The organism is Acidicapsa acidisoli, from assembly GCF_025685625.1.
GTDB classification, from domain to species: Bacteria; Acidobacteriota; Terriglobia; order Terriglobales; family Acidobacteriaceae; genus Acidicapsa; species Acidicapsa acidisoli.
This window is the reverse complement of record NZ_JAGSYI010000002.1, coordinates 1527786-1550909: the sequence shown is the minus strand read 5'-3', so window position 1 is coordinate 1550909 and position 23124 is coordinate 1527786. Positions and strand designations below refer to the sequence as shown.

The 23124-nt window shown below is 54.8% G+C and carries 18 protein-coding genes; 11 read left to right on the top strand and 7 right to left on the bottom strand.

What is annotated here, in order from left to right; translation table 11 throughout:
* Positions 1-71 precede the first annotated feature (71 nt).
* The 5 genes from OHL23_RS16275 (at position 72) to OHL23_RS16255 (ending at position 7856) form a co-directional block, all read left to right on the top strand.
* On the top strand, positions 72-899 hold the full coding sequence (locus OHL23_RS16275; protein ID WP_263352965.1) for a WecB/TagA/CpsF family glycosyltransferase: 828 nt from the start codon (positions 72-74) through the stop codon (positions 897-899).
* Positions 900-1001: 102 nt separating this feature from the next.
* Positions 1002-3152 (top strand): glycosyltransferase 87 family protein, encoded by a 2151-nt coding sequence (locus tag OHL23_RS16270; RefSeq protein WP_263352964.1) that lies wholly within the window; start codon positions 1002-1004, stop codon positions 3150-3152.
* A 326-nt stretch (positions 3153-3478) separates the two neighbouring features.
* Entirely contained in the window at positions 3479-5203 is a 1725-nt protein-coding gene (locus tag OHL23_RS16265; RefSeq protein WP_263352963.1) for an ATP-binding cassette domain-containing protein, read from the top strand.
* Positions 5204-5785: 582 nt separating this feature from the next.
* On the top strand, positions 5786-7090 hold the full coding sequence (locus tag OHL23_RS16260) for an O-antigen ligase family protein (RefSeq protein WP_263352962.1): 1305 nt from the start codon (positions 5786-5788) through the stop codon (positions 7088-7090).
* Positions 7074-7856, top strand: a complete 783-nt coding sequence (locus tag OHL23_RS16255; protein ID WP_263352961.1) for a class I SAM-dependent methyltransferase — start codon at positions 7074-7076, stop codon at positions 7854-7856. The genes OHL23_RS16260 and OHL23_RS16255 overlap by 17 nt, the downstream gene beginning before the upstream one ends.
* A gap of 204 nt (positions 7857-8060) precedes the next feature.
* On the opposite strand, the gene OHL23_RS16250 is transcribed toward OHL23_RS16255, so the two are convergent.
* From OHL23_RS16250 to OHL23_RS16225, 6 genes are all read right to left on the bottom strand, one after another.
* Positions 8061-9248, bottom strand: coding sequence for a glycosyltransferase family 4 protein (locus OHL23_RS16250; protein ID WP_263352960.1), 1188 nt, complete (start codon positions 9246-9248; stop codon positions 8061-8063).
* Complete coding sequence (locus OHL23_RS16245; protein ID WP_263352959.1) at positions 9245-10600, bottom strand: oligosaccharide flippase family protein; 1356 nt, start codon at positions 10598-10600, stop codon at positions 9245-9247. Before OHL23_RS16245 ends, OHL23_RS16250 begins: the two co-directional genes overlap by 4 nt.
* Positions 10579-11793, bottom strand: coding sequence for a GumC family protein (locus OHL23_RS16240; protein ID WP_263352958.1), 1215 nt, complete (start codon positions 11791-11793; stop codon positions 10579-10581). The genes OHL23_RS16245 and OHL23_RS16240 overlap by 22 nt, the downstream gene beginning before the upstream one ends.
* Before the next feature lie 134 nt (positions 11794-11927).
* Positions 11928-14606 (bottom strand): SLBB domain-containing protein, encoded by a 2679-nt coding sequence (locus OHL23_RS16235; RefSeq protein ID WP_263352957.1) that lies wholly within the window; start codon positions 14604-14606, stop codon positions 11928-11930.
* Between the two features lie 452 nt (positions 14607-15058).
* Positions 15059-15559, bottom strand: coding sequence for a c-type cytochrome (locus tag OHL23_RS16230; RefSeq protein WP_263352956.1), 501 nt, complete (start codon positions 15557-15559; stop codon positions 15059-15061).
* A gap of 4 nt (positions 15560-15563) precedes the next feature.
* Positions 15564-15920: a cupredoxin domain-containing protein gene (locus OHL23_RS16225; RefSeq protein WP_263352955.1), complete on the bottom strand. Its 357-nt coding sequence runs from the start codon at positions 15918-15920 to the stop codon at positions 15564-15566.
* An 862-nt stretch (positions 15921-16782) separates the two neighbouring features.
* Here OHL23_RS16225 and OHL23_RS16220 point away from each other — a divergent pair.
* The 4 genes from OHL23_RS16220 (at position 16783) to OHL23_RS16205 (ending at position 19010) form a co-directional block, all read left to right on the top strand.
* Complete coding sequence (locus OHL23_RS16220) at positions 16783-17355, top strand: hypothetical protein (RefSeq protein ID WP_263352954.1); 573 nt, start codon at positions 16783-16785, stop codon at positions 17353-17355.
* The gene (locus tag OHL23_RS16215; RefSeq protein WP_263352953.1) at positions 17352-17648 is read left to right on the top strand and encodes a hypothetical protein; all 297 of its coding nucleotides are present in this window, start codon (positions 17352-17354) and stop codon (positions 17646-17648) included. Before OHL23_RS16220 ends, OHL23_RS16215 begins: the two co-directional genes overlap by 4 nt.
* Before the next feature lie 65 nt (positions 17649-17713).
* Complete coding sequence (locus OHL23_RS16210; RefSeq protein ID WP_263352952.1) at positions 17714-17917, top strand: hypothetical protein; 204 nt, start codon at positions 17714-17716, stop codon at positions 17915-17917.
* 181 nt (positions 17918-18098) lie between these two features.
* Entirely contained in the window at positions 18099-19010 is a 912-nt protein-coding gene (locus OHL23_RS16205) for an NAD-dependent epimerase/dehydratase family protein (protein WP_263352951.1), read from the top strand.
* Positions 19011-19258: 248 nt separating this feature from the next.
* Here OHL23_RS16205 and OHL23_RS16200 read toward each other — a convergent pair whose 3' ends face one another.
* The gene (locus OHL23_RS16200; protein WP_263352950.1) at positions 19259-19816 is read right to left on the bottom strand and encodes a GNAT family N-acetyltransferase; all 558 of its coding nucleotides are present in this window, start codon (positions 19814-19816) and stop codon (positions 19259-19261) included.
* A 405-nt stretch (positions 19817-20221) separates the two neighbouring features.
* On the opposite strand from OHL23_RS16200, the gene OHL23_RS16195 reads away from it, so the two are divergent.
* Entirely contained in the window at positions 20222-22657 is a 2436-nt protein-coding gene (locus tag OHL23_RS16195; protein ID WP_263352949.1) for an ABC transporter permease, read from the top strand.
* Positions 22658-22794: 137 nt separating this feature from the next.
* Positions 22795-23001 carry a hypothetical protein gene (locus OHL23_RS16190; RefSeq protein WP_263352948.1) on the top strand — a complete coding sequence of 69 codons (207 nt, stop codon included), beginning with the start codon at positions 22795-22797 and terminating at the stop codon, positions 22999-23001.
* Positions 23002-23124 lie beyond the last annotated feature (123 nt).

The window sequence follows — 23124 nt, the reverse complement described above, 5'->3', positions numbered from 1 at the left end:
GAAGATTGGCTCGCCCATGCCACATTGCGTCCCGCGTCATTTTTATCCCTAGGAGAGAGATAGCATCTCATATGAAGACCGAAACAATATCCAAATCCGTAAAGGTTCTTGGAATTCCCGTTGACCCGCTCGACATGGAGAGCGCACTGGGGCGCATCGCAGAAGAACTGCAGGCACACCGCAAAGGCTACGTCTGTCTCATCGGTGTGCATGGCATTATGGAGGCACAGCGGGACCCAGGTCTCGCCCAGGTGTATGTCCGCGCCACGCTTATGGTACCTGATGGTACTCCAACGGTATGGATGGGCCGCTGGCAGGGGTTCTCGAGTATGCAGCGAGTCGCAGGCCCGGACTTGATGCTGGAAATCTTCCGTCGCAAGGAGTTCGCCCACTTCACGCACTTCTTATACGGTGGCAAGGAGGGGGTGGCAGAGGACCTGCGTGACCGGCTAGTTCGAAGCTATCCATGGGTTCGTATCATCGGTACTCATACACCGCCCTATCGAGATTTGAATCAGGAAGAGGAAGATTCTCTTGCTGGCCGAATCCGCGACTTGAAACCAGACCTGATCTGGGTCGGTATTAGCACCCCGAAGCAAGAGCGTTTTATGATGAGGTTTCTACCCCTGTTAGATTCCACCGTGATGTTCGGCGTAGGGGCAGCCTTTGATTTTCACACAGGCCGCATCAAGGATGCTCCGCAGTGGGTGAAAAGTGCGGGACTGCAATGGCTGCACCGGCTCATTCAAGACCCACGTCACCTGTTTTGGCGCTATCTTCGCAATAACTCTTCCTTTCTTTGGCACATCATGCTGCAACTCACTGGTTTGCGCGAATATCCGCAAACCGAGGTGGACCCTGGATTCTCCGTGCGTGCTCAGTCGGTGGCCAATCGGTAACTGCTTGTGCAGGGAAACTGGACGCGGCGTTAGACTGTCGCGATTTCTCTTGCGCGAACTCACAAATTCACCAGTCGTCGGCAAGAACATTCGAGACGTACGATGACTTTGACTAATCTGTGGAAACACGCATCAAAGGAAAGCCCGGCACTCTCCGAATCCGACCATCGTTCGAAGTCTCGTCAATGGTTTCGCATTGGAGAGTGGATGCTGGTCGCGTTGCTTGCAGCAAATCTCGGCACGCGCATCCTGCCGCGGGCATGGTATACGCTGAACACCGATTTTCCGAATTACTATCTGACCGCGCGTCTTCTCTCAGAGCATTATGATACGTCGCGTGTATTTGAGTGGGTATGGTTGCAGCGCCAGAAAGATCACCGCGACATCGCGCAGCGGACCGTCGGCATGGTGCCCATCACGCCTTTTTCCACCCTCGCCGTGTATCCACTCGCCTCAATGCCTGCTTTAGCGGCCAAGCGTTGCTGGCTCATCCTTAATCTTGGACTGCTCTTCGCGACCCTAAGTCTTCTGCATGCTCTAACGTATCTTCCGTGGCGCCGGATCTCTCTGGTATTCACGTTGAGCCTCCCTTTGACGATAAATTTCGCCTTCGGACAGTACTACGTTTTACTACTCTTCCTGTTGACGCTGTCGTGTTGGTTGGACGTTCGTCAGCGGCGATTCCTGGCGGGTATAGTCGTTGGAATCGCCGCAGGCCTGAAGATTTTTCCTGTGCTCTACCTGCTGTACTTCCTACGAAAGGGAAACGGCAGAGCCTTTGCCGGCGGAGTTGCAGGCTCGTTGTGCACGGCAATCGTGTCCGTCCTTGCATTCGGCTGGGAGTTAAATCGGACTTATCTGGTCCAGGTGCTGCCGTCGGTTCTCCGCGGCGAGGGGCTTGATCCATACAACCTGCAACTCTCTTCTCTCGGATCCCTCCTGCATCGGTTGTTTGTATACGAGCCGCAGTTGAATCAGCATCCTGCAATGAATGCGCCGTGGCTCTTTGCGGTTCTGCATCCCCTATTACAGATGATGATCATGGCCCCGTCATTGCTCCTTGCAGTCCCGAACGAGAGTCGTCCGTCGCAGATTCGTCTCGAGTGGGCAGCCATTACCCTGGCCAGCCTTGCAATCTCGACTTCGCCAGCATCCTACCTCTTCACGCTTCTGATTCTTCCCATCTCTCTGATTCTGGGGTCGCTTCAGGGGAAGAAGTCCGCCCTTTGGGTGGCGATTATTCTACCTCTATACGCAGCGGCGGGATTTGTCAGAGGAATAGACGAGGGAAGGGATGGATGGTTCGCATTGTTGCGAGTGCCAAGACTCTACATGCTCGTACTGCTCTGCGTTTTCGCGTATGCACTTTTGTTCCGCGAGCGGCAGCGTGAAGTGGAATGGTCCGTAAACCGGGCGTGGGCAGTTGCCCTTTCACTACTCCTGGCGATCGGTATTGTTTTGAACCTTCGCCATCAGAAGGGTCTTTATGCGGATTATCAGTGGAGAATCCCTTTGCCGAAACCCGTACTGATGGCGGCCAATCCAGCGATTCAAGAAGATTCGGTTCTGTTCATAGCATTGCTTTCGGATGGATATCATTTAGCGGTCGACCGTCTCGGCACGGTCCAATTCAGCGACATAAACCGTGATGACTATCTCACGATGACTACTGCAAACGGCGAACGTTGGATAGAGCAGACGGGCCATGAAACGACAATCGTCTCCTCGGCAAAGTGGAGTGAAGGCATCAGGCAGGCTGAGTCGCCGGTCGCATCTTTTGATGGGAGGTGGTTAGCCTTTCTCCGTGAGAATCATGGTCGAGCGGGAATCTGGGTTCGTGATTTGAGTCACCCGGTCGAGGCGGACAGACCTGTAACTCCTCCAGAACTCAATGTGCTTGAAATGTCCTTCTTGCCAAACGGAGAACTCGTATTCTCAGGCGCATCCGAAGGTCCGCCAGGTTTATTCACGACGGATCAAGCGGGAAAGATCCAATCTCTTGGTATGACGGATGCAAGGTACCCTTCCGTCTCTCCCGATGGCCGGTGGCTGGCATATAGCGAACTTGACGGCGGAAACTGGAACCTTCGGTTACGAGACATGAAGAACGGACAAACGCACAAATTCACGCAAGCGGCGTGCAACTCTATCGAGCCTTCCTGGTCCTCAGATTCGCAGTCCCTGATCTATGCCAGCGATTGCGGGCGAGGACTTTGCTTGACAGCGCTCTGTAGGCGACGGATCTTCCATTGAATGTATGTGCCACCTTCATGCAATCGAATTCCAGGACAATGAAATGTTGCATAGGCTTTCTCGTGCACTCTTTCGCTGCCCTTGGACTGAATCGGTTACAAATTGATGACATTGTGACGACAGGCCGCTGACACTCCTGGATCTGCGGCTTAGTAAATTCAGCTCATGAGCGACCCATCGTCCGCGTGCCCAGTTCGATCGTCCAATACCCTTGACCGCACAACCGGACTGGCTCAGCGAGGAGAGCACGATCTGACTTTCGCTTCAGACCAGTGGTGGTCCAGCAAGCCAATGTGTTGCAGGATGTGGGATAGAGAAACCCAACCGTGACTCAGCCTTTCGTCGCAGCAGATAAGGACCTCCCCATTCGCTTTGGCGAACGATTGCATTCGGCGCTTCAGCTGCTTGGAGCTCGGCAACGCATTGTCTTTGCAATGCTCATCGCAGAGAGGATCGCAGTGGGGCTCTGCGATCTGCTTCTCGCCGGTGCGATGTATCTTTTCTTCCTGCTATTGCAGGGCGGAGTGTCTGCCCATCATCACTGGTGGATGCCCAAAACGGTTCTTGTCGCTGCTTTAACCACCTCGGCTCTCGTCGTTCTGCGTGTCGTCCTGGACCTCCTTTCAACACGTGCGGTCGTTGGTTACATTCAAAGTCTTTATTCAGATATCCTTCTTCGACTTACCTATGGCTACAGTGAAATGCTGTGGAGTCGGTTCGTCATGCGCAATCGCAGCGAGCTGCTGAAGTACGCCTCAGTCACAGCGATGGATGCTGCCAATTTCTACCATCTTTATATTGAAATGACAGCCGCGGTCACGGTCGTTGCGCTCATGACCGTTGCTGTTGTCTATCAGAATCCCGAAGCAGCATGCGGCCTCGGGACCGCAGTGGTTCTGCTCTACGGAGTACATCGTTACCTTCTTCGCAACAAGCTCAGACTGGCCGCCTCCAATCGTGAACAGTCATTGCGTTTACTTCAGAGAAATTTGTCGGACATGTTCTCGAGTGGAAAAGAGATACGCACATACGGAAATCAGTCTTTCTTCCACGACCGGATCGGAGAGGAGGTTGGCCGTCTGCGCGCAAGCAATCTGCGCCTTGCACTTCTCCCCCAGATATCGCGAATCCTCGCAGACCAAGGAGTAGTGCTGCTCTTTCTGTTTGTTGTCATAGTCGTTCAATTGGGCCATGGTGATGTACGTCAACTGCTCTCACTGCTCGTGTTTTACTTTGTATTGTCTCGACGCCTTCTCCCGCTGATCGGCCAGATCGCGCTCATGGCAGGTCTCACGGAAGGTTCTTATGATAGCCTTCAGGCCATCAACCGAGAACTCAGTGATTGCCTATTGCATCGTAAGTTGACTCCAGAGATACGACTGCCATCCATAGGTGTGGTAGTCGAGTTGGTTCAAGTCAGCTTCTTTTTCGATGAGGGCGAGCAGATTCTGCGGGACGTGACTCTTTACCTTCGCCATGGAGAGAGGATTGTGGTTCGCGGAGTTTCAGGAAGCGGCAAGAGCACTCTCCTGAATATCATTGCTGGCATCCTTCAGCCCGCGTCTGGCACCGTGCGGGTTGATCGCAAAAGCGTTGCCTATGTTCCCCAGGAAATCGCTCTTTTGGATGATTCAATACGAAACAATCTGCTCTTCGGGTTACCGAAAAAAAGCGATGATGAGCTGATGAATGCGCTTGCGGTAGCCAGACTTAGCGAATTTGTATCCGAGCAGCCTCAGGGCCTGGAGACCCGCGTTGGCGACAACGGAGTTCTATTCTCGGGCGGAGAACGCCAGAGGTTAGGTCTTGCCCGGGCGATCCTTCGAGGCGTCACTCTCCTGCTCCTGGATGAGTCGACATCTGCGCTGGATTACGAAAATGAGCGGGAGTTGCTCGGGAATCTGAAGTCCTCGGAAATTACTGTGCTCCTTGTATCGCATCGCCTTCACGCCGTAGGCTTCGCTGATCGCGTCTTGCTGCTTCGTGAGGGACGGTTAATCGAAGAGTCTGATTATGTGGCGTCCATGACGAAAGATGGATCGATGCCATAGTACATACGTTCCTTGTGCCTGCGACGCTTCAGGAATCTGCGACTGATTGTGCAGAGGGTGCCGGTCGATCGCTCCTATTTCTCTATAATATTGAATCCACGGTGGCGCAACCCAGCGCCTGTTGATGATGCGAACAACGAACCGAGCATTACAAGGGACTGACTGCTTAATGACAGCTTTAGGCTCCGCTGGCCAAGTCTCTTGCTTGGCACGGTCGAGCTGGTAGAAATGGTGCTTCTTGTAGGTCACCGACCACCGTTGCGATGTTTTATTTGCCGCTGAATTGCGCACTCGCTGATGGTCGTATGCAAGACAAGATGGAAGAACTATCGTCCACAGCCTGTTTGCTCTTCTTACGTAAGGTCGAGTTAAAATGTTGTGTCAAATGAGTGACAGTTCCCTGACAATTGCAGAGCTTCATGCGGCTATGCTTCTGAATGAGATCAAATCGGATTGGGGCGTGCAGGCGCCAGTGACGAAGAGTTGTGTAGCGATTCGCAGTAAAGTCTGAAACACCGTTGAATCAGCTGCTGAGACGAACGAAACTTCGCTCCCGGGCAAGCATGGAGAAATAGGAAGATAGTGGTTGAGGACCTGAACCCACGCAACGTCCCAGCAAGAGCGGTCAAGCTTTTGCCAGCGGTCATTGGGTTCTTCTTCTCCTTCCGTCTCTTCTTCGTACTCCTTACCACACACGTCCTGAACGCGGACCCTCAGACAGGGGTGATGCTCAGCCTCGGGCTCAACTACATTCTCTTGGCAATCGTCGTCTTTCACTCCATCGGCAATGCCCCGAGAACACTGGCCTCCATCACGCGCCTGCCATGTTACCGCTGGGTATTGTGCTTTCTCGGCTTCTCCGGAGTCAGTCTGATCTGGAGTGCAACCTCGTCGGTGCCTGCAGCCGTAGCCTTCTGGTGTGCGATGGCCGCCGATTTGGCGATGGTGATTCTGTTACTCCGAACAGATGCCGCCGTTGATATATCCTCCAGCATCATGAAGGGGTATGTATACGGAGCGTGTTGCATCGCGCTTATTGCTTGGATAATGCCCGCACAATCAGATCTCCGGCTGGGTGACGACGAGTTTCTTGGTCCAAATCAAATTGGCTACGCTTGCGCCTTCGCCGTCTTCTTCGCTCAATACCTGATGCGTGCAGAGCGAGGTCGGTGGAAGCTGCCGACGGCATTTCTGGCAATAACTCTTCTTCGCAGCCTGTCCAAGACAACGATCTTCGCATTTGTGGCGGGCGAAGCGGTCATCTTCATGTGGGATAAGTCGATAAGTCGAAAGACTAAGATCGCGCTGCTGCTGGGCACAGTTCTCGTCTTCGTCATCTTCTGGGGGCTGCTTACATCCTATTACGATGTCTATACCAACGCAGGAAACCAGGCAGAAACTCTAACGGGACGACTCGGTATCTGGGCGTTCATTCTAGACAAATCACTGGAACAACCCTGGATAGGCCATGGATTTCACTCGGTCTGGAAGGTGATCCCTCCTTTCGGGAGCGATCAGTTTGAAGCTCGCCACGCACACAACGAGTTGCTGCAGCAGTTCTATGCTTACGGCGTCGTCGGCATATTTTTGCTTATCGCACTCTATGGCAGCTTTTTTCGGCAGATCAAGAGATTGTCCAAGTCTCCATTGCGCGCACTCCTTCTCGGATTGCTGGTCTTTGTCGTTGTGCGCGGACTTGCTGATACCGAGGCGTTCGACCTATCGTTACCTTTGTGGGCCATCGCAATGTTCTCCGCAATTATCGCGGAGTTCCGCACGAATAACTCGATCATGCCATCGGCCTCATTCGAGACGCTCACTGCACTGTCAGAGCTGGACAACGAAGCATTCAGTCAGAAAAAAGAGGCCTATGATAACCCTCGATAAGCTTAGGAATGATTGGGAACACTTAGCCGAGCGCGATGCTCTGTGGGCCATTCTCACTGATAGCACAAAAGCAGGGCGTAAATGGGACGTCGCCGAGTTCATGGCCACTGGCGAGTCTGAAATCAACACTGTCATGACTTATCTGGCTTCGATTGGCTGTCTTCCTGATTGCAAAGGTTCGGCGTTGGATTTTGGATGTGGCGTTGGCCGATTGACACAGGCTCTTGCCCGGCGTTTCGCCTCCTGTGTCGGCGTCGATATCTCACAACAGATGATTGATCAGGCGGAGACCCTCAACAGGTTTGCTCATTGCCGTTACGTCGCTAGTTCTGATACAAGACTTCCTTTCACAGGCGACAGTTTTTCTTTTATCTACAGCAATATCGTCCTCCAACACATACCGCAATATATGTCAGAGCTATACCTGCGAGAATTTGTCAGGGTGCTTGCACCAGGCGGGGTACTAGTATTCGGGGTACAAGACTCCTTTTCGACGGGCTTCCTCGCATCTTTGCTGATGCGAACCCGCCAAATTGTTCGCGTCCGCTCCAGAGTCAAAGCAGCTATGGGACTCAGCGCAGGCAACATGCAAATGCATTGTCTTCCCGAGCGTGCTGTTCGCTCTGCGCTTGGGTCTGCCAAGATCGTTGACATCCGATACACAAACACGGCGGCCAGCGATTTTAATGGCAACCTTGTCTATCTGGAGCAGGCGCCAACGTCGGGATACGTCGGCAAACAATATTGCGTTGTGAAGCAACCATGACCGTTCGAGCGCGTTCAGATCCATAAGCCAGACGCACGTGGCTACGTTGCGGCTCATTTGCCGGGTGCGATACGATACATCGGCTTAGCATGGTTGATGGTCCCGTAGCTTACACTCCTCTTGAATGCGCCATTGCGCTCTCCATAGCGAGTGGCTCAACCGGGATGTCAAGGAAGTTTGCTGTCTTACGTCGTGCTTTGGAGGTCATGTGCGAAAGTGTCTTTCTGATGAGGACAAATATTGCGCATCTTGTACGCCCAGCTCTGCGCCGGGTGCGGATAGCAGCGCACTGTAAAGTTGCAAGTATTGAGCGGCAATCACCTCGGCGGAAAGGTGGGGCATTGCAAGCGGCTCTCGGGATTGTCGGCCAGCTGCTGCACATACAGCATCCGAAAACGCCTCGACCTCTTGGAAACCGAGTGGTACATAGTGGCAGTGATCTTCACCTAACTCACGGAAGGCCGGAATATCGGAGCAGACGATTGGGCAACCGGCCTGTAGCGCCTCTGCAATGGGAAGGCCGAAGCCCTCGATCGTGGAGGGAGCCAGTAGCAATAGGCATTTGCGATAGCACCATTGCAACAGTGCATCGGAGATTCCATTGAGGAAGACGACGTTTTGCCTGAGGCCAGCACTTGCGACGAACTGTTGGATCGTCGATGTCTCCGGGCCTGGTATTCCTACAATAACCAATCTCGTTTGTGGGCCAAGCCGGTTGGTACGCAGGAGCCGTTCAAAGACTCGCAGAGCGAGCGCGACGTTTTTATTCCGGCGATGCTGCGCGACGCAAAGCAGGAAAGGCTCGTCTCCCCATCGCGGACGAGAAGTATTTGATAGAGGGAGTGTTGGTAGCTCGACAGAGTTGTTGACAACCAGAGACTTTGCCGATGCGAGTTTGGGATAAATCGTTTCAAGGCGAAACAATGTGCACTGAGATACACACGCAATAGCATTGACGGCGGTGAGGCATCGGCGTAGCGCAAGACGATTGAAGAGAACCTTGGGAAAACCGAAATTGTCCGGAATGTCATGTGGGTACAGATCGTGAAGGGTAACAACTGTCGGGCAATGGTAGGCCCCACGCCGGACCGGCACCGGATATGCGAGATGAACAATGTCAACCCCAAGCTGCCTTGCCAACGATGGCAGTTGGGACAGGTACCAAAGATTTCTACTAAACGCGTTGTTGCCGATGGGCGCGCCATGGACATGCAGTCGCATGTCCATGGACGGCGTCGAGTCCTGAATAAAGTCGCGTTGCCACGGCGCCGCCACGAGGTGAACTGCAGTAATCTCATCGCGCGAAAGCAGGCAGCGTGCAAGATTGATGGCGTGGCGCTGCACGCCGGAGAGCTGACCCGAACTCGAAGCAAGGGCAATCAACACATTCATGAAGCCACCTCCACAGGCTCAGAGAATTCTTCCAGTGAGGGACTGTTTTCATGTGCAGGCGGTTTGCTTAGAAGGTGACGAACCAATGGAATGTACAGTAATAGCGGAATGAATGGGTAGCTCAATCGGGCGATGGCTACACCTCTGATGCCCATACGTGGCGTAAGCAGAAGCATCAATAACAACATGACGGCGCCACCTGCCAGATTAAACCAGGTGACAATCTGAACGCGGCCCAGGGCCAGTAGAGCGTAGGTCGCGGTTACGTTCAATCCCAACAGTGCGGAGCTCCATATAATCATGGACAATATTGGAGCAGAATCTTGCGCGATCGCGGATCCCGCCCATGCACGGAGAATGTGTTCGCCGAACAACAGCAAAAAGGTTGTGCTGACGCCAACGAAGATCACATTGCATGCGAAGGCTACGACTAGAGGGCTCTTAAGGGAAGCTGAATGTGACGAGGAGAGTCGATGCGAAAGATACGGAAAGAGAAAGTGCAATCCTGATGCCGCAAAACCGAAGATCGGTAGCGCCATCTGCGCGCTTAATGCGTATGAGGCGACAACTCCAGCCCCTAAAGATACACCGAGAATCAATCTGTCTACTTGACTGAAAATGGCTCCAGCAACGGCCTGCAACCAACTGAAGATGCCAAAACCAAACAGGGATCGAACAGTTCCATGATCAAACACAGGCGTCAGGGACTTCGCCCACAACAAGCGCTTAAGATGGGCGAGCTGCAGCCACAAGCCTACCACCGTTAGACATCCCGTAGCCACAATCATCGCGATCACGCTATGAAATAGGAAAGTCGATCCTGCCGCCGCAGCTAGCGCCAACAGTCTCGCTGCGATGCTGATACGAATCGCAGCTCCGTAGCGCTCAAATGCGCGCTGTGTGCTGATGCACACACTTTCAACTGCGCGTATTGCCATCAGCAGGCTTGCAATTCGAAGCGACCAAATGCACGATTGCTGTAACTGGGTATCACCAAGGGTCATGTGCGCAGCAGCAAGAGGAGAGATCATCCATCCAATAGCGGAAAACACAATTCCCAGTGCAAGGTTGATTCCCATCATACTGCGCACTGCTAGGACGACGGCCGCTTTGTTACGCGCGCCTCTTTGCCTGGCCACGTGTTGAATGTTGGCATCTCCGAAACCAGAGGCTATGATTCCGCCTACACTCGCAGCGGCGGTTGCGAGTGTCCACACCCCATACAGTTCAACACCCAGGTTGCGCAACACCACGGGCGCAACGATCAGCATTCCAATTGGATAAGCTGCGTAATCGAGGATCCCGTAGGCTGCATTGGAAAGATGTGACCTCACGGCGTCGCCTTCCTCCATTGCATTGACGCCGCCAGCCGTCGATGGATGCTATCGCAGATCTCTAGTGCAAGTGCCTTTCGTGGATCATCGGCGGGTACGTGCATCCACTGATCTCTGAAGAGGATGAAGGCCGAAGCAATGACCACCGAAATCGCAGTGATCAGAAGTGCGAGAAGCAGTCTCGGAGGAAATGATTTCTTCTCCGGAATACCGGGCGCATCGATCACGCTAACTACGGGAACATCCTTTGCTTCCTGGATGCGAGCCAACTCATATTGTTGCGTGAGCAACTCGTATACCGCCTCCTGCACCTGCACTCCGCGATAGAGATTCGCATATGGCACCGCCAGACGCGGTAGCTGGCGCAGCGGAGGATAGAGGTCTTCACTGCGGCTTGCTGTAGCGGTATCGTCAACAGTAGCGCTGTCATCGGCAGGAATCGCTTTCGATGATCCTCCCATTTTTGCGATCTGCGCTTGCAACTCAGAGATGCGCGCTTGCGCAGAGCGAATGCGCACATTTCCATCGCCGTATGTCTGCCGTAGTGAGTCGAGCCCAGACTGCTCTACAATCAACTGCGCCTGCAGCCGTGCGGCAGCATCTACCATTGCGCGACCTTGCTCTTTGATGTCGATAGTTGCATGTGTGCTTGAGAACTGGCTTAACTGCTGTTGCGCCTTCTGCAGATCCTCTTGAACACCATGCAGCCGCTTCTCAATGAAGAGTCGTTCTTGGTGCGCGGATGAGGTGTTGGTGCTATTCACCAACCGGTTTAGCTCATCCAGATAGCCTTGTGCGATATCGCGTGCTCGAGCAGGATCTGTGTCAGTCACGGTCAGCGTAATCACACCACTCTTCTTGTCGTCGACAATCTTTGTATGATGTGCCAGATATTTCGCTGTGTCGATCCGATATCGCTTGTGATAGATACGCTGAAGATCGAAGCGATCGATCAGATGCCCGCTTACGGTACCGCTTCGCAACAAGTCGATGAAAAGTGCTGTGTTGCCCCCACCACCCAGAAACCCGCTTGCTAGGGCGCCAAGACTACCGAGGCTTCCGCCTGCTCGCCCCGCAAGTGCTGCCAGTACGGCAGCTCCGCCCATGGAGTTGCTCGGAGGCATAATGCGTGCCCCCGACTCATATTGCTTAGGCAGCGTGAAAGCAATTACAAGCGCGAGAACCAAGGACACTCCCGCAGTGCGTGCCAATACCCGCCGCTTCCTCCACAAGAGGGAGGCATTGCTGACCCAGTTCGGAGCGTGCGCAGTGACTTCGGCGCTCCGAACATCCGTAGTTTGGTCTTCCGCTTCGGGTGCTATAAGTTGCGATGGATATATCGGACTCATAGCAAACCTGCCACGGCTGCGGTGATTGCGATCGACGACGAGAACTGTGCGATGGTCAGCAGGTTGCGCCAGAAGAGGGAAGCACCGATGATTTTTTGCGGTACCACGACCACGTCTCCCGGGTCGAGTCGCGTCGCGAGTACGTCGTGGTCAAACCAGGATCCGGAGGAGCCGCGACCTACCACAGAGCCATTGGCGCGGATGATGAAGATATGGCCCTTGTTGGCGATCTCTGTCGCTCCACCAGCGCGGCGCAGATACCAGGCCGCAGTCTTGTCTGGGGAAAACGTGATTGCTGTGCTGTTATAGACCTGTCCGCTCACCAACACAAAGCCCGGTCGCTTGGGAATGCGGAGCACGTCTCCCGAACGTACTTCGATATCTGCCGCCGTGTTCTCCCAGCTAGCGATATCGTTCGTGATATGGATCACCAGCCGACCCGCGGGTGGCTGACTCCTCAATCGGGCAAGCACTTGATCTTGTTGTTGAGCAATTAGTTGAAGCGTTGCCGATTGATCGCTCGAGCCTAGATTGGGGCTGATGCGGGCTGCAGTCGAGCTAGTCTCGATCTGCCGGATCAGTTCATCGCGGCTCTTCTCCTCAAGCCGTCGTACTTCCTCCCGTAGCAGCACTGCTCCTGCGGGGTAGCTCGTCTCTCGAAATCCACCTGCACGTCGAAGGATCGAGCTGAGCCGCTCACCTTGTTGAATACCATAGCTGCCTGGATGTGATACCTCGCCTTCGATGGTGATCGACGAACCAATATCGCTCCATCCCGCAATCTGATGAATGGTAAGAACGTCCCCTGGCTTGAGCGGCACATCCGTAGCGGCTTGATGATGATTGACCGCGTCGCCAATGCTGACAGACGTGTGCTCGCTAATAACCTTCCTGCCACTCTCAATGCGATAACTCGTTAGATCGGCACTGTCCAATAAGGCATCTCGCTTGAATCCGCCGGCCATGCGGACGAGCTCGCCTGCGGTCATGCCCTTTGCCAACGAGTAAGTTCCAGGCCGCAGCACCTCGCCGCCCACCGTTACCTTCGGAGCGTCCGCCTCATAACGGCCATAGATTCGGATCGTGTCGAAGGGATGCAAGGTAAGGTTGTTGTCGCCGATCAAGACCTCAGGAACATTGAATTGGATCGTCTCTGGATGAAGATCCGGCGCCATGAGGCGTATGATTTCCCCTTTGTCTGCGGGCTCTGGAAGCATGTCCTGGTAACTATGCAGCACATCGTTGATATGCATGCCCTCGTGATACGACATTCGGCCTGGCCGAAGCACATGCCCCTGCACATAAACGACCTGCTGGCTGTAAGGCTGGATAGGGGAAACATGAACGCGATCGCCGTCAAAGACTGGAAAGGCGGCAATAGCTGCTCGTGCTTTGTCCACGCCACTCTCCGCAGGCAAGTCCAGACTGACTGTCTCACGCTGCTTATTCGCGTCAATGCGATCGATCTCGATATGGCCGAGCTCAGCGGCAACCGTAGCGCCGCCGGCATCGTCAAGTATAGCCGCCAGTGTGGCCCCGCTCTTGAACTCATAGATCGCAGGCCGCTTTACAGCGCCATAGACAGCGATCTGCGGGCCTGCCGGGGGTACCAAGACTGTATCTCCGGCCTGCAGACGATCCTCGCTTTGCACACCATGCAGCAGGAAGTCGTATAGATCGATTTCCCCCACCAACTGCTTGCCGCGATAATGTCGCAGCATACGCAGCGATCCCACACGTGTTGGGCCGCCCGCTGCGTATAGGGCATTCAGTGCAGTTGAAAGGGAACTGATGTCATAGGCTCCAGGCCTCTGAACATCACCCACTACGTAAACGCGGATGCTACGAAGATGAGCAACCGTCACTGCGACCTGAACATTCCGATACTGCTGCTTCAGCGTGTCCGAAACGACACTCTGCACATGTTCTAGAGTGAGACCGGCGACCTGAACAGCACCCGACTCCGGCAGTGCAAGGCGACCCTCGCGATCGATCGTCCGCGTGATGTTCTGCGAGATGCCGCCCCATAAATCGATAGACAGGCTGTCCCCGGGGCCAACAACGTAACTTGGTCCAGCTGGAACATCCAACGGTATCTCACGCCCACTGGGTGCAATCTGATTAGCCGCCATTCCGTTACGTCGAAGAAAGACGTCAGAGCCAAATCTCTTCAGGGAGCTGTCCGCCTGCGGTAACTGCGTATACAAGTCATGCAACGAAAGCAGGTTGTAAGGTGTCGGCAAGTGCAGCACTTGGGGCTGGCTGGTTGTGCCATGGTTCGCATTGCCGGACACGTCTCTAGAGCTGGTATTGTTTCCGTTCGAATTGCTTGTTCCAAGCCCCTGTTGACCAAATGGGTTCGCTGGTGACCCGAAAGCGAGGCTCGTCCCATGGGTATCTAGCCTCGCCCCCTGGTTATTTATTGGCATTGAAATGCCATCACCTTCGAAGTCGCTTGCAGCAAAGCTTTGCAAGTCGGCATCGGAGAGGTACCCGCGTGCACGGAGAAACGTTGTAATGTTGGCGCGTAGTTGTGGACTGGATGCAATCTTGCTATAGAGCATCTCGTCACTGATTGAGTCAGGCTGAACAGGCGTGCCTTGCTGTGTTGCGAGGTCGGCCACTAACGATTTCAATTCCACGAGCGCGTCTGGTTGTTCTTGTAGAACGGCCATGATCTGATCGGTTGAAAGGGACACCGTGGAACTGAGAGGTTGAGTTTCATCGTTTTCAGTCGAATTGTCACTCGCCGAAGCGCCGTCGACTCCGATGTTCGGTCGAACGTTTAGTCCAGTTATAGGGTCGGTTTTCGCCCCAGTGCCAGAGTCGGGGCTGCCGGCAGGCAACTGAGGACCCGAGAACGGGTCAGCGCTTTGGGAAAGCCCTTGTGGTGTCTGTGCATGTAATTGAGGACACAAGGCTGCGGCAATCATCGCGCCGTTAAGGCTAAGCCGTAGCAGTGTTCGTAGGAGCGAGTTAGATGAAGCGATCATCAAAGAGGTCCAATCTTGTTTCGCCACTCCAGGAGTGAATCGAAAGCTATCGAAGCGTATCAGTGGCGTGAAAGCGGAACAGTAAATTCACATCGCAGGGCTATCGGCAGGCTGAGGGAAGGGAACCCATGGCGTTACTGTGTGTACATCTCCGGTTCCCCCAGGCTTCCCGCCGGCGGTAAGTGGCGTAGATAAATGACAATTGACCAGATCTCCTCATCGCTCAGTGTGTTCTTCGATCCAGGCATTCCCGATGGCCAGATCCCGTAGTCGATGATCCACTTCAACTGTCCGTCGGAGTACGACTGCACTTCTTTGCCGGCCAACGAAGGAACCGGTGGAGACATTCGGTCGGCAAAAGGCACGCCCGTATTCTGACCATCCTTTCCATGACATGCAACACAGTAATGCGAAAACGCTTCCTTCCCGTCAGCGACTCCCGCAGAAGTATCTTTGAGCGGATTACTCTCAGACTTACCGCGTACTAAAATTGTGTGCTTGGCCCAATCCATGACCAGCGTTTCGCTCTTTCTCGGAGGATCAGCTTTGAAGTCGACCAAGGCTAAAACCATTCCAATAAAGAGCAACAGTCCACAGAAGATACAACCGAGGATGAGAAAGACCTTTCCCCACATGCGTTTACTCCGTAACATGCTGGGCCCACGCCACGCTGCCGTCGCCAGAGCCGCAAAATACAGAGCAATGACCAACGAAGGTGTGGGTGCTGTTGGGTGTGAACGCAACTTCGCTGATCGGGCCCATACCTGCTTTGACTTCTACTCCGAAGCGAATCCCATGTGGAACATCTGCGCTTTTCAGCACTGTTACGAAAGGCTCGCCCTTCTTCAAGGTGATCTCACCCGGCGTGAAGTAAAATCGCTTGGAGGTCACTTCGATACGATGTGGCGCAGACTGCGAATGAGTAGTCTGCGCAGAGGTGAGCTCCATGACTGGCAAAAGAGCGAGAATGACTGGTGCTGTGAATCGTGGTTTCAAGTAGATTATCCTCACAGAATGCTTAGGTGCGGCTCCTCTTGCCGCCCGGCTTGCGCCTCCCACCTCAATTCGCGCCATATACCGTTCGCAGTCGCAAGTGAAAGGGAATACAAGGAACTGAATCGGACTTTAATCAAGTGTCGTCACGTGGTTGTCATGCCGCTGTAAGGGGATTGTCACCGGATTGTTGCGTCTCGCATTTGTCAGGGAATTAAGACATAGTTGTGAATCGCCGCGCCTGCCCGTGATTTCCTAAAGGCGAAATTACACTTATTCGCGAAGTGTTGCGTGGAGTGACAATCAAGTGACAATCGCCAGACTTTCACGTGACACGTGATCCTGAGCGTTCGGCTAAGTTAGGCAATATGTTCCGACCGACTCGATACGTGGAGACTGGTCGCGCCCTACGTAGAATTCGAATGATGGGAGTCGCGTGGGCTATTCTCGCTGCTGTGCATTCTGGTTCCGCGCAGGACACTCCTCTGCTCTCGGGAGGAGTTGGATTCTTTTCCAGCACGAATGGTGGTAACACGTCATACCTGCCTATCATTGAGCCGTTGATCGCCGCACCAATGGGCTCGCGCCTTCTCGTGGAGTCGCGTGCAGCCCTTCTCGAGAGCTTCTCGCCAAACGGCGGTGGTCAGCCGGGCTACGATCACTCACACTTCGTCGGTCTCACATATTTGCAGAGGGGATTTCCTAGTCTCGTCTCATCTCACAGTTGTAGCCGGTGACTATCTGATCCCTTTCAACACCTACAATGAGCGGCTCTCGCCGATCTGGATCAGCAACTTTCAGGATGGCCCGCTCATCTCGCCCTTAGGCGTTTTTTCGATTGGTGAGGGACTGGGCGGCATGCTTCGTGGCAACGCCATTCGACGCAACAAGTACTCGATCGACTACGCCTACTTCTACTCCACTCGCACAAAAAAATGAACAGTTTCAGGCCGTCCGGGGTTCGGGCGGACGCGCCAGCCGTTACCTTCCGAATCAGCGCCTTGAAGTCGGGCTCTCCTATGATCGCCTTTTGCAGGGGACGCATGAAAACTTCTACGGTGCCCATGCTTGGTGGGAGCCCAAGGGCACTGCCTTTCGATTACGCTCAGAGTTTTCACGTGGTCACCATGCCCAGGGATACTGGGTAGAAGCCGACTACCGCACCCAGGCCTTCGGAGGGCTAAACAGTTGGGTTGGTCGCATCGAGCCAATCTTTCGCATGCAGCAGACGTTTCGCAGGGACACGGTTGTGAGCGATGGATTGCCTTCAGCCAATACGCAGAGGGCAGACTTCGGTCTTGATTACAACTTACCCCATAACACTCGGATTCTCACCAGCTACTCGCGACAGTTCTCCGCTACCGGCAATACAAATATCTGGGAGACGGGACTGGTCTACCGGTTCCTGTTTCCGGCCTGGAAAGGAAAGCAGGAATGAATGTAAAGCGCGTTCTCATTGGCATTGGGGTTCTTGCTTCTGTTTCGTTGAATGGGTTTACGGCACAGCAGAACAGCGCAACGGCTCCGGCGAAACAAACGACTCCTGCAAAATCCACCAATTATCCTCAAGATGAGGGTGAGCAGGTATTTCAGCAGAACTGTTCGCGTCGCCACGCAGCACCGGAAGGTTTTTCGCCGCGAATCTCTGGCACCATTGTTCGCCACATGCGCGTTCGCGCATCGCTTAGCCAGCATGACGAGGAAGCTCTACTTCGCTTCCTCAATCCATAGTGGCGCGGAGGGCAGCGAACACAGCTTGCATAGGCATTGCAGTTGTCCTCGAGTCAATACATAAGGTGGAGCATTCGGTTCGCAGGGCGGCTCAGTTTATCGAGATGTTGCTGCGGTTCAGGGCAGGCAGAACGGATCTCGCCGAGATTCGCGACCGCTCCCGCAACATGAACGCTGTGGGTAAGCCGATCCAGGGAACTCTGCTTCTGCCCCTCGACCCATACGTGCAAGTCGTAGTCGCCATCGGGAATGTTCATCAGACAAAATAACCCTGTGCATCTACAACGGCATACAGCGGCGTCGCCAATGAAGTCAGTACCGCGCTCATCGTCAGGGAATTCTATAGATCGGTTATTCCGCGTTGCGGGCTAACTTGGTGTGTTGCTTATGCTCATATCATGTTCATACCAACCTTTGATCGTTGGGCGATGGGGTTGAGAGGAGAGGGCGATGCGTGTATTCGTTGCGGGTGCAAGCGGAGCGATCGGCGAACCGTTAATTGCGGAGTTGTTGAAGAATGGACACTCCGTAGTAGGAATGACAACGAGCGAGGCGCGGACGAAGATTTTGGAGAGCCAGGGAGCCGAGGCACTTATTGTGGACGCGTTTCATGGAGCGGAGGTGGAGGCGGCGCTGCGGCAGGCAAAGGCGGAAGTAGTAATCGATGAATTGACGTCGCTGCCAAAGGAACAGAGTGATATGCCGAAGTATGCAGCGGGCGACAGGAGGCTAAGGATTGAGGGAGGAGGAAATTTGTTTCGAGCGGCTATCGCAAGTGGTGCGCGGCGGTATCTACAGCAGTCGAGCGGATTCTTTTTGAAGGCGGCGGAGGGGACACTGGCGGACGAGTCGTCTCCATTGGATATAAATGCAAGTCCCAGTGTGGCGGCGAGTGCGCGGACATATACGGAATTGGAAACACGGCTTTTCAGTTCTAGTGCAATTGAGGGTGTGGCTCTGCGGTATGGATTCTTCTATGGCCCGAAGACGTGGTACTACCCCGGCGAGGCGGCGGCGAACATGGTCATGCGGCAACAGAATCCGGTAGTGGGTAGAGGCGAGGGCGTTTCGTCGTTTGTGCATATCAACGATGCGGCGGTTGCAACGGTCGCGGCGCTGACGGCCGAGCCGGGAGTATACAACCTTGTAGATGATGACCCTTCGCCGCAGGCCGTATGGCTGCCTGCGTTTGCGAAGTTTGTGGGTGCTCCGAAGCCGCCGCATAGGAGCGAGACAGAAGTGACCGCAATCGCAGGGGAAGATGTGGTGTATTACGCGACGAAGCTTAGCGGGGCCTCGAATGCGAAGGCGAAGCGGGTTCTAGGTTGGAAACCCCGACGGTTGCAGTGGCTGGAGGCGTAAGTGAGCGTCACCGGAACTCCGAACATCTCGTCGGAACTCCGGATACTGCCAATTATTTCTTCTCAGTTGGAGAGAAATCGACTGAGCACGTTTCCAGGTCGATGAAGGGCTGAAATTATGGGTTGGCCCGTTTTTGTCAACCGAGAATGAAAGTTGCCTTAAAGGCGACTTAGCAGGCATTTGGGGCGAACACAATCCTTGTAGCCAGCACTTCAGCCCCGCTCGGATACAGCCTTTCCATCCGGCAATCAGTCTACCCACGCCAAACGATAAAGCACATGCGGACGCAGCGGATCACCCGCTGAAAGGAGCGGGTGATCGAAATCATCCTTTGTGTTTCGTACCATTCCCAGCCGCTCCATCACCCTTTGCGAGCGCACGTTCAAAGCTGCTGTGAAGGACACAACTTCTGGCAATTCTAGCGACAGGAAGGCCAATCGGAGCACTGCGTACGCAGCCTCGGTCGCGTATCCCGATCCCCAGAACTCGCGCGCTAATCGCCAGCCGATCTCAACACATGGAGTGAAGTGAGCCTCGAACGCTGGAGCCGAAAGCCCGATGAAGCCGATAAAACTGCCCGTCTCGCGAAGTTCGGCTGCGAAAAGACCGAAGCCACGCTCCGCCAGCCGCCTCTGAATGCGGTCTGCCAGCATATCGGATTCCTCTGCGGTCAGCCGTCTGGGCATAAATTCCATCACCGCTGCGTCCGCATTTATTCGGCGGAACGGCTCGCGATCCGAGTCGCGCCATTGCCGCAAAATCAGACGTTCCGTTGTCAGCGTCGGAATCACGCCGGAGATTAACACGCGAATGTGCCTGCACCCAACTCCGCACACGATCTTTGCAGCTTTCCTCCGGGAAGGTGCAGGAGCGAATCAGAGGATTGGCCGCCAAATGGAAGACGGTCAATGGCTCAACAGATTTGTTCGTTTATGGACAGTCTCGTCCGGAATCGGATACTCTGCATGCGAAAGCGATCAGACGTAAGTCGAAAGATCGGCCTCGAAAGTTCCTTCTCCCCGGCCAGACAGGAAAACTCAACTTATTGAAAGTATGGTATCTCTTGGTAGCGGTCCGGTGCTCTCTGCGAACACTTGCACATGTGCGGATCTTCAGGCGCAGAATAGTTAGCGGTCAAAGAAGTGGCAGTCCAAGTGCTCACGATCCAATAGACCGGTAGCTTTCGTGTCCTTTTCGCGCAGGAGGCTTCGATGCCAATACTGCTGCAGGATCTCCGCTTTGCCCTCAGGCAAATTTTTCGCAACCCGGGATTCTCCCTCACCGCGGTCCTGTCACTCACGCTCGGAATAGGCGCCACCGTCGCCGTCTATAGCATCCTTTATGACGCGGTGCTTCACCCCTGGCCTTACGCGGGAATCGATCGGATCTGCGACGTCTGGATGACGGACAACGCTGGCCATGATAGAACCTGGGGGCTGACTGGTCCGCAGATTCGTCAGCTTCGGCAGACACATGCCATCGAGGACATAGCTGCCTTCGACTTTACGAGCCAGACGGTCACCGGCGGTGATGTGCCCGAAGACGTCAACGCGATCATGGTGTCCGGGACCGCTTTCCAGTTCCTCGGCCTGACGCCCCTGTTGGGCCGGTACATTTTCTCATCCGACGCCCCTGACGCACAGGATCCTCAGTCCGTGGCAGTGCTGAGTTACAAGTTCTGGCAACGGCACTATCGCGGCGATCCTGCCGTCGTCGGAAAGACTATCCAACTCGCGCACAAGACCTATGCGATTCTAGGAGTGATGCCGCCGCGCTTCACTTGGATGGACGGCGATCTCTATCTTCCCTTGAAGCTGGAATCCGATCAGACCCATCGGTATGGAACCAAGATCAAGTTGAGGTCAGGCATCGGCATGGCCGCCGCGGAGGGCGAATTCCGGCCGCTCTACCAGCAGTTCGACCACCAGACACCGAATGTCTTCCCCAAGCAATTCAAAATCAGCGTGCGCGGTCTCGCGGAGACATACACCCGAGACCTGAAGAAGACGATGATCCTGCTCTTTGGGGCCGTCGCGCTGCTGCTCGCCATCGGCTGCGGAAACGTCTCGATTCTGCTCCTGGCACGGGGCGCGGCGCGCCAACACGAATTTGCGATCCGCTCGGCGGTAGGAGCCAGCGGGTTTCGCATCATACGCCAACTCCTCACCGAATCTCTGCTCTTGTCCGTAACAGGAGCGGGGCTGGGCATCTTTGTCGCTTACCAATCCATTGGATTTATCATCCCTCGCCTGCCGGACCACTCCTACCCATATGAAGCTGACTTCCACATCAATTTCGCCGTCCTGTTTTTCAGCGTAGGCCTGGCATTGCTGAGCGGAATCGTCTTTGGCCTCTTTCCTGCCTTGCAGTTGGCGCGGCCGGAAATCAGCGAGGTGATGCAGGCCGGGACACGGCGGCTGACGGGCAGCGTGAAAGGCAGACGCCTGCACGCAGCCCTGATTGCAGGACAAATCGCGCTGACTCTGTTGCTTATGACGGCGGCAGGCGCTGCCATTCAGGCATTCATTCGCATGAATATCGTGCCGCTGGGGTATGAGCCGAAGCACGTGATGTCGGTCATCATTCCGCTGCGCGAAAATGTGCACACTACATGGGCCGACCGCACCCATTTTTTTGAGCAGCTTCGTGAGAAAGTCGCAGAAATGCCCGGCGTGGTTGGGGCCGGAATATCGACCAATGCCACTCCGCCGGATAGCGGTTGGCTCCTTCCTGTCGAAATCCTGGGAAAAGCGGCCTCCCAGATGCAAGAGGCGCACGTAGAATTCGTCAGCCCTGAATACTTCACAACGCTGCAGATTCCGCTGCTTAGTGGGCGCTCCTGGGCGCAAAGCGAGATCGTGCGCGGAGCCACATTGGTCCTTGTGAATCAGGCATTCGTCCGCCACTATCTCTCAGGCGGAGATGCGATCGGGCATTCGGTCCGTATATCGCAAATCACAAACACTCCTCCCAGCCGGTTGACCGCAACCGGAAGCGACGGATGGCTGCCGATCATTGGAGTTGTCGCCGATTCGCTGGATGACGGGCTGGAGAAACCCACGGCGCCCGCGGTCTACGCACCCTACACACTGATGACATTGCCATTTACCCAGGTCCTGGTGCGCACCCAGGGCGAGCCTCTTGCCATGCTGCACAGCGTCCGCCAGCAGATCGCCTCGCTTGATCCGGATCAGCAGATTTTCAGCGATGTGCGGGACCTCGAAGGCTGGATTCAGCGTGAGCCGGAGTATGCGAGGGCGCGTCTCATCTCCATGCTCTTTGGCTCGTTCTCCATTCTGGCGCTGACTCTGGCTGCGGTGGGCCTGTACAGCGTAGTTTCCTACACGGTCCTGCAGCGCACCAGTGAGCTCGGCGTTCGCGTCGCCCTCGGAGCACGGCGCCGCGACGTGCTGTACCTGGTCGCATTCTCGGCCGGAACCAGCGTGGGCTTGGGAATAGTCATCGGTCTTGCACTTAGCTTCAGTCTGGATCGTCTAATTGCCCGCTGGATCGAGAGTGGAACGCGCGATCCGATCTTGGTTTTGGCCGCGTCCGGGCTGCTCATTCTGGTGGCTGCACTCGCCTGCATGCTTCCCGCGCGCAGAGCCCTCGCCGTCGACCCCATGGTCGCACTGCGCTGCGAGTGATTGTGCCGCAGATATGCTCGCAAGCCATTCGAGTGGTATTTGGATGAGGGGTAAACCTCGGGCTGGTTAGAAGTAAATCTAAGAAGGCGGGAGAGCTTCAATGTCGTCTCGCTCGTGGAACCCGTCGGCAGATGGGGATGACTATCCGCAAAGTCACGTCCGCGGCTGCCATTTTCAACACTGGATTGGCGAGAATTGGGTTCCTCTGGCAGATGGCGAAACCCAGCGTCAACGACAATTCATCGTACTCCGTGCGTCTCATCGCAGAGGGTCCGTCTACTGTTGGAAAGCCCAAGGAGAGGCCTCATATTGCTGAGATCGGTGTGTATGACGAACCCGCTTAAATAGAGGTGGTGCGTTTTGAGCAAAATTTGCCTGGGATTTGCCTAGGAAGGGGAAATTCCACGCAGTCCGCGAACTGCGCCCCGAGATGGTCCAGACCGGTGGTAACTTCCAGACTGGAACAG

Coding starts and splice junctions, on each gene's coding strand:
- OHL23_RS16270 (WP_263352964.1), top strand. CDS start 1,002: ATGACTTTGACTAATCTGTGGAAACACGCATCAAAGGAAAGCCCGGCA.
- OHL23_RS16195 (WP_263352949.1), top strand. CDS start 20,222: ATGCCAATACTGCTGCAGGATCTCCGCTTTGCCCTCAGGCAAATTTTT.
- OHL23_RS16215 (WP_263352953.1), top strand. CDS start 17,352: ATGAATGTAAAGCGCGTTCTCATTGGCATTGGGGTTCTTGCTTCTGTT.
- OHL23_RS16255 (WP_263352961.1), top strand. CDS start 7,074: ATGATAACCCTCGATAAGCTTAGGAATGATTGGGAACACTTAGCCGAG.
- OHL23_RS16230 (WP_263352956.1), bottom strand. CDS start 15,559: ATGTGGGGAAAGGTCTTTCTCATCCTCGGTTGTATCTTCTGTGGACTG.
- OHL23_RS16250 (WP_263352960.1), bottom strand. CDS start 9,248: ATGAATGTGTTGATTGCCCTTGCTTCGAGTTCGGGTCAGCTCTCCGGC.
- OHL23_RS16235 (WP_263352957.1), bottom strand. CDS start 14,606: ATGGCCGTTCTACAAGAACAACCAGACGCGCTCGTGGAATTGAAATCG.
- OHL23_RS16275 (WP_263352965.1), top strand. CDS start 72: ATGAAGACCGAAACAATATCCAAATCCGTAAAGGTTCTTGGAATTCCC.
- OHL23_RS16245 (WP_263352959.1), bottom strand. CDS start 10,600: ATGGAGGAAGGCGACGCCGTGAGGTCACATCTTTCCAATGCAGCCTAC.
- OHL23_RS16205 (WP_263352951.1), top strand. CDS start 18,099: ATGCGTGTATTCGTTGCGGGTGCAAGCGGAGCGATCGGCGAACCGTTA.
- OHL23_RS16190 (WP_263352948.1), top strand. CDS start 22,795: ATGACTATCCGCAAAGTCACGTCCGCGGCTGCCATTTTCAACACTGGA.